The organism is Novosphingobium sp. FG90, from assembly GCF_057808725.1.
In genome coordinates this window covers 124138-130466 of record NZ_JBMDIO010000012.1, presented here as the reverse complement: position 1 = coordinate 130466, position 6329 = coordinate 124138, and the positions used below count along the sequence as shown (strand labels likewise).

General features: G+C 65.3%; 8 protein-coding genes. All 8 read right to left on the bottom strand.

Annotated elements, in window-relative coordinates:
• Positions 1 to 57: 57 nt before the first annotated feature.
• From ACODRZ_RS13240 to ACODRZ_RS13205, 8 genes are read right to left on the bottom strand one after another with little or no spacing between them, the layout of a single operon-like run.
• Positions 58 to 843: an alpha/beta fold hydrolase gene (locus ACODRZ_RS13240; RefSeq protein ID WP_488970625.1), complete on the bottom strand. Its 786-nt coding sequence runs from the start codon at positions 841 to 843 to the stop codon at positions 58 to 60.
• Positions 844 to 845: 2 nt separating this feature from the next.
• Positions 846 to 1163 (bottom strand): 2Fe-2S iron-sulfur cluster-binding protein, encoded by a 318-nt coding sequence (locus ACODRZ_RS13235; RefSeq protein WP_488970626.1) that lies wholly within the window; start codon positions 1161 to 1163, stop codon positions 846 to 848.
• A 25-nt stretch (positions 1164 to 1188) separates the two neighbouring features.
• A complete protein-coding gene (gene benD / locus ACODRZ_RS13230; RefSeq protein WP_488970627.1) occupies positions 1189 to 1974 on the bottom strand; it encodes a benzoate diol dehydrogenase BenD in 786 nt (261 codons plus the stop codon).
• Between the two features lie 12 nt (positions 1975 to 1986).
• Positions 1987 to 2502: a benzoate 1,2-dioxygenase small subunit gene (gene benB, locus ACODRZ_RS13225; RefSeq protein WP_488970628.1), complete on the bottom strand. Its 516-nt coding sequence runs from the start codon at positions 2500 to 2502 to the stop codon at positions 1987 to 1989.
• Positions 2499 to 3848 carry an SRPBCC family protein gene (locus ACODRZ_RS13220; RefSeq protein ID WP_488970629.1) on the bottom strand — a complete coding sequence of 450 codons (1350 nt, stop codon included), beginning with the start codon at positions 3846 to 3848 and terminating at the stop codon, positions 2499 to 2501. Before ACODRZ_RS13220 ends, benB begins: the two co-directional genes overlap by 4 nt.
• A 25-nt stretch (positions 3849 to 3873) precedes the next feature.
• On the bottom strand, positions 3874 to 4794 hold the full coding sequence (locus tag ACODRZ_RS13215) for a dioxygenase family protein (protein ID WP_488970630.1): 921 nt from the start codon (positions 4792 to 4794) through the stop codon (positions 3874 to 3876).
• Positions 4795 to 4827: 33 nt separating this feature from the next.
• Positions 4828 to 5118, bottom strand: a complete 291-nt coding sequence (catC, locus tag ACODRZ_RS13210) for a muconolactone Delta-isomerase (RefSeq protein ID WP_488970631.1) — start codon at positions 5116 to 5118, stop codon at positions 4828 to 4830.
• Between the two features lie 5 nt (positions 5119 to 5123).
• Complete coding sequence (locus ACODRZ_RS13205; RefSeq protein ID WP_488970632.1) at positions 5124 to 6281, bottom strand: muconate/chloromuconate family cycloisomerase; 1158 nt, start codon at positions 6279 to 6281, stop codon at positions 5124 to 5126.
• Positions 6282 to 6329: the final 48 nt, after the last annotated feature.

Genomic DNA, 6329 nt, shown 5'->3' with positions numbered 1-6329 from the left:
ACACTGCGCCCCCCCATGTCCCGCTCCCACAATGACGACGTCTGATTTTTCCATGGCTCAGTCCTTCAGGAAGCGGACCATGCCCGCCGCCAGTTCGGCCGGTGCTTCGAGCGGCGCCAGATGCGCCGCTTCGAGGGACAGGTGCGCGGCACCCGGGATGCCGGCCACCAGATGCTCGCCATGCCCCTCGAACGGCGTCGAAGTGTCACGAGTGCCGGTAATCACGAGCGTCGGACAGGCGATCGCTGCGATACGGTCCGCCAGATCCATGTCCCGGATCGCCGCACCGCACCCGGCGTATCCCTGCGCGTCCATGCCGATCAACTGGCGGCGCACGGCTTCGTAGATCGCAGGCTCTGCGGCACCGGACAGGAAGCGACCCATCGCGAGATCGGCGATGGCGGCCATCCCCCCACCCGAGACTTCGGCGTCCCGCACCCTGGCGACGCGGTCGCTCCACGAGGCGCTGTCCATGGCGGCGGAGGTGCAGATCGGGATGAGCTTGTGGATCCTGTCCGGTGCGTCGAGGGCAAGTTCCATGGCGATCATGCCGCCCAGCGAAACGCCCGCGACGCTGAAGCACGAAAAGCCCGCTGCGTCCGCCACCGCCAGCACGTCCTGCGTCAGCATCGCCATCGAGAAGTCGCCCGGTTCGGCCCGCGAAGCGCCATGACCGCGCGCATCGATCCGCAACAGCGCGAAGTGGTCGCGCAGGAACGGCAGGACCGCGTCCCACAAGTCCATGTCGGTGCCGATGGAATTCAGCAGCACCAGCGCGGGCGCATCCTCGCGCCCGTCGCGCTTCCAGTAGAGGCTCGCGCCCGAAACTTGCGTGAACGGCATGATCAGTCCTCCGGTGCGATGATGACGCGCAGACCATCGAGCGCCGGGGTCATGGCGATCTGGCAGGACAAGCGCGACAGATCGGTGCGATGGTCCGAGGAATCGAGCAGGTCATCCTCATCCGCACCGGAACCGCCAACCGCCCGGGTCCACCCGGCATCGACGAGGACATGACACGTCGCGCACGAGCAGCAGCCCCCGCACAGCGCGAGAAGTTCGTCGAAGCCATTGTCGCGGATGGCTTCCATGACGGTCGTGCCCTCGCGGGCATCGATGGCGGTTTCGTCACCCGAACGGGTGACGACGATCAGTCTGGGCACGTGTCTATATCCTGTGAAGATGGCGTCAGCCGATGTCGCCACCGGCAACGGGCAGGACCGATCCGGTCACATAGCTGGCCTCGTCCGAGGCGAGGAAGAGGATCGGCGCGATCTGCTCTTCCAGAGTGCCGTACCGCTTCATGAAGGCGGACGACGTCACTTGCGCTACGGCCTCGGCCATCCACGCCTGTTCCTGCGCGTCGTCACCCTGCGGGTTGCGGGCAACGCGACGCGGCGGAGCGCTGGTGCCGCCGGGCGCCGTAGCGACGACGCGGATGCCGGCCTCGGCATACTCCATGGCGAGCGCCTGGGTCATGCCGTTGATCCCGCCCTTGGCCGCCGAGTAGGGCACACGGCGGATGCCGCGCGTGGCGTTGGACGAGATGTTGACGATCGTCCCAGCACCCTGTGCCAGCATGACAGGCAGCGCCGCATGGCAACAGTACAGCGTCGGCATCAGCGAGCGGCGGATCTCCGCGTCGATCTGTGCGGGCTCGAACTCGGCGTAAGGCCGCATGCGGATCGCGCCGCCGACGTTGTTGACGAGCACGTCGATGCGCCCGAACGCCGTGATCGCCGCAGCCATGGCCTTGGCCGCGCCCTCGTAGGTTTCAAGGTCGCACTGGACCGATACGGCCTTGCCACCCTCCGCCACGATGGCCTGTTCGACTTCTGTGACGAAGTCGGCCCGGTCGACGAGGACGAGGCGCGCCCCTTCGGCCGCAGCGCGGGTGGCGACACCCGCTCCGATGCCCTGAGCCGCGCCGGTCACCACCATGACTTTGCCCGCGAAGCGTCCCTGGAAAATCACCGCTGCGCCTCCTCAGACATGATAGACGTCGATGACCTGATGAATGTAGTCGTCCTTGAGGACGATCTTCTTCTTCAGTATCCTGGGCGTTTCACCAGTCGTATCCAGCGTCAGGAACGTGGTTCCGAAGAACTGCTGCGTCTGCTGGTAGCGGTGGCTGAGCGTATGCCAGTTGTAGCGCAGGTCGATCGCGCCTTCGCGCGTCTCCAGCACCTCGACGTTGGCGATGAAGTGCGACGTGCGCGCTTCCGGCGTGCTGGCCGACGAACGCTCGGTGTTGAGACGATAAACGCGATCCTCCAGCCCCTTGCGGTTGCCGTAGTAGATCAGCGATATCTCTGTCTGCGGGTTCGTGGTCAGCGCGTCATCGTCAGTCCACGCCGGCATCCAGTACTCGGCGTCCTGCGCATAGCATTCCAGCCATTCGTCGAATTCACGGTCGTCGAGCAGGCGTGCCTCACGGTAGAGGAACGCGCAGATATCGGCGTAGGAGAGCACAGCGTGGCTCTTTTCGAGGACGAGGGTCATTCCGCAGCCTCCAGCATCGGAGCGGCATCTCTCGCCAGCCCGTCGAGCATGATCTGCGCCCAGAACTCGTGCTGGCGAACGAACAGGCCTTCGTCCTCGCTGCGCTCGCTGGACAGCAGCGGGTTCATGCCCATCGCCTTCGCATTGGCATCGGGACCATGGATCCAGCGGGTCGCGCCGCGGCTGAGGTCGTTCCACAACTCGCCCGCACCTTCGTAGGCTTTCTGGCAGGACCGGAATTCCTCAAGGTCGTCCGGCGTGCCCATCCCGGTCACGTTGAAGAAGTCCTCGTACTGGCGGATGCGATGGGCGCGGTCCTCGGCGCTCTCGCCCTTGGGGGCGTAGCAGTAGATCGTGACTTCGGTGGTGTGCACGTCGATCGGACGCACCACGCGGATCTGGGTCGAGAACTGGTCCATCAGAAACACGTTGGGATAGAGCGCAAGGTTGCGGGTCTGCTCGAGGATGAACTTCGCCCTGTCGGCCCCGAGGCGCTCGGCCAGCTGGTCCTTCAGGTTCCAGACCGGGCGCACTTCAGGGTTCAGGACCTGGGTCCAGAGCAGGATATGCCCATGCTCGAAACCGTAAACGCCGCTTGCTGGAGCCTTCGACCAGCCGTTTGCATCGACCGCCTTGGTGCCGCCTTCGGCGCGGCGGCCCATGGTCGACTGGTAGTTCTCGTGAACGGAGCTGACGTGATAGCCGTCGCAACCGTTCTCCATCTGCATCTTCCAGTTGCCGTCGAAGGTATAGGTGGAATTGCCGGTCAGCACTTCCAGCCCCTCGGGCGCCTGGTCGACCATCTGGTCGATGATCACCCGCGCCTCGCCCAGATGCTGCTCGAGCGGCAGCACATCGTGGTTGAGCGAGGCGAAGATGAACCCTCGATAGCTTTCCACGCGGGCGCGGGTAAGGTCGTGCGAGCCTTCATGGTTGAAGCTGTCCGGATAGGCGCCGGTGCTGGCGTCCTTGGCGCGCATCAACGAACCATCGGTCTTGAAGCTCCAGCCATGGAAGGGACACACGAAGAGCGGCTGGTTGCCCCGCTTGCGGCGGCACAGCTTGGCGCCGCGATGGGCGCAGGCGTTGACGACGCAGTTGAGGCCGCCATCCTTGGCACGGGTCAGGATCACCGGGGTCCGCCCGATCCAGGTCGTGAAGTAGTCGTTCTTCTTCTCGACCTGGCTTTCGTGGGCGATGTAGACCCAGTTGCTCTCGAAGATGTACTTCATTTCGAGCTCGAACAGCGCCGGGTCGGTGAAGACGTCGCGGCGGCAGCGGAACAGGCCGGTCTCGGGGTCATCGACCACGGCGGTCGAAACGCGGCTCATCAGGTGTTCGTGCATGATCCTGTCTCCCGTGTTCTGGTTGTCAGACGGTTTCGGCTTCCGGAAGCGCCGTCGCTTCGGCGCGGGTGCGCGAGGAGAAGCCCTCATCACCGGCGTCGTGGGCACGCTGCAGCTGGAAGTCGAACTGGATGTAGGCGCTGTCGCCCTGACGGCTGGGCACCGGCAGCAGGCCCTCGCGAGTGCCGAAGGCGAAGTCGTCGGCCGCGAAGGGATCGTCGCCGAAGTTGATCTGCGTCGTCAGCGTGCGATAGCCCGGCGCCTCGATGAAGAAGTGGACGTGGGCCGGACGGTTACCATGGCGGCCGAGCGCCTGCATCAGCTTGTCGGTCGCACCCTGCGGCGGCACCGAGTAGCCGCTCGGCTGCTTGGAATGGAAGGCGTAGCGCGCATCCGCGCCCAGCTTGATGCGGCGGCGGTTGTTGAACGGGGTCTGTTCGCCGGTCGGATCGAAGTGTGAGTACCAGCCCTTCGAGTTCGCGTGCCAGACATGGACAATCGCATCCTGAACGGCTTCGCCATCCGGGCCGGTCACGGTGCCGGTCATGTGCAGGACGGTGGAGCCTTCGTCGGGATCGGTGCTGAGGTTGACGTTGCCCTCGACCAGCGGCGCCCCGGCGACGTAGAGCGGTCCTTCGATGGTGCGCGGCGTGCCGCCGGTGAGGCCCGCCTCGGCGTCCTTGGCGTCCATATAGAGGTCGAGGAAGTGCTCCAGCCCCGTGCCCGGCACGATCAGGCCGATCTCGCCCGCGCTGTCCGACAGGTACTTCATTGCCAGCCAGAACTCGCTCTCGGAGACGTCATGCCTGACGATGAGTTCCATCACGCTTTCAGTAAGGTCGCGCACGATCGCCTTGAGGCGCGGGCTGCCGCCGCTCTCGTTCACGCCGGCGGCGCGATCGAGCAACTGCTGGATTTCCGGGGTCTTTACGAAGCTGGTGTCCATTTCATTCTCTCCCGTAATTGTAAGCGTTGGCGATCAGCGATCGTCGTCATGGATGGAGGAAGGGTGCCGCGCGAGCGGGGTGATTTTCATCGTCATGAACGGATAGAGCGGCAGCGCCATGAGCGTGTCGTGCAGCGCCGCATTGCTCTCGACATCGAAGATCGAGACGTTCGAGTACAAGCCGACCTTGCGCCAGATGTGACGCCAGATTCCTGCGGTCTGCAACTTCTGGAAGTAGGCCTTTTCCTCGGCCTTGATCCGCGCCGCTTCGGCGGGGTCAAAGCCCAGGGGAATGTTGACGTCCATTTCGACCATGAACAGCATGGGTGTCAGGCTCCTGCGGTGACGGCGTGGAGGGTGGGCGCGGTCCGATCACGCCGGAAGAAGGCGAGCTTGTCCTCGTCAAGGCTGACGCCAAGCCCCGGTCCGGTCGGCACGGCCAGAGAGAAATCAGCGTAGCCCAGCGGTTCGGACAGGATTTCCTCGGTCTGGAGCAAGGGGCCGAACAGCTCCGTGCCCCAGGCGAGTTCGGGCAGGGTTGCGAAGACATGCGCCGACGCGGCGGTGCCGATCCCGCCCTCGAGCATGGTGCCGCCATAAAGGCCGATACCCGCGGCCGTACCGATCGCGGCGACTTCGGCCGCGGCGAACAGCCCGCCCGACTGCGCGATCTTGAGCGCGAAGACGCCAGCCGCCCCGGCCGACGCGATCCGCAGCGCGGAGCGCGGGCCGTGCAGCGCCTCGTCCGCCATCAGCGGCACCGCCTGCGCCTTCGACAGGCGCGCCATGGCCGCCACGTCGTCGCCGGCGATCGGCTGCTCGACGAGGTCGCAGCCGACGTCCCGCAGCATTGTCATGCCAAGCTTGGCCTGCGCCTCGCTCCAGTTCTGGTTGACATCGACACGCACGCTGGCGCGGTCGCCCAGCGCCTTGCAGATGGCGCCGACATGGGCGACGTCGTCGCGCACATCGCGCTTGCCGATCTTGAGCTTGAAGATGCGGTGGCGGCGGGCGTCCAGCATAGCCTCGCCTTCGGCGATGTCGCGGGCGGTATCGCCGCTGGCAAGCGTCCAGGCGACCGGCAGGCTTTCGCGCACGCGCCCGCCGCCGATCAGTTCCGAAGCAGGGATGCCGAGCCGCTTGCCCGCCATGTCGAGCAGCGCCGTCTCCACCGCGCACTTGGCGAAATGGTTGCCGCGCACGCACTTGGCGATCTTCGCCATCGTCGCGCCGACCTGGGACAGATCGCAGGTTTCGAGGACCGGGACGATATAGGTGTCGATCGCGGACTTGATGCTCTCGGGGCTCTCCTCGCCGTAGCTGAGGCCGCCGATGGTGGTTCCTTCGCCGATGCCCTCGACGCCGTCCGCGTCAGTCAGGCGAACGATCACCATCGACTGGGCGTGCATCGTCGCCATCGCCAGCACGTGCGGCCGGATCGTCGGCACATCAACGATGAAGGTATCAGCTCGGCCTAACATAGCCATTGCAGCGACTCTCCCGAATGCTTAGCTTTCGAGGGATAAATATGCCTG

Coding starts and splice junctions, on each gene's coding strand:
- ACODRZ_RS13240 (WP_488970625.1), bottom strand. CDS start 843: ATGCCGTTCACGCAAGTTTCGGGCGCGAGCCTCTACTGGAAGCGCGAC.
- benB (WP_488970628.1), bottom strand. CDS start 2,502: ATGACCCTCGTCCTCGAAAAGAGCCACGCTGTGCTCTCCTACGCCGAT.
- ACODRZ_RS13220 (WP_488970629.1), bottom strand. CDS start 3,848: ATGCACGAACACCTGATGAGCCGCGTTTCGACCGCCGTGGTCGATGAC.
- ACODRZ_RS13215 (WP_488970630.1), bottom strand. CDS start 4,794: ATGGACACCAGCTTCGTAAAGACCCCGGAAATCCAGCAGTTGCTCGAT.
- catC (WP_488970631.1), bottom strand. CDS start 5,118: ATGCTGTTCATGGTCGAAATGGACGTCAACATTCCCCTGGGCTTTGAC.
- ACODRZ_RS13205 (WP_488970632.1), bottom strand. CDS start 6,281: ATGGCTATGTTAGGCCGAGCTGATACCTTCATCGTTGATGTGCCGACG.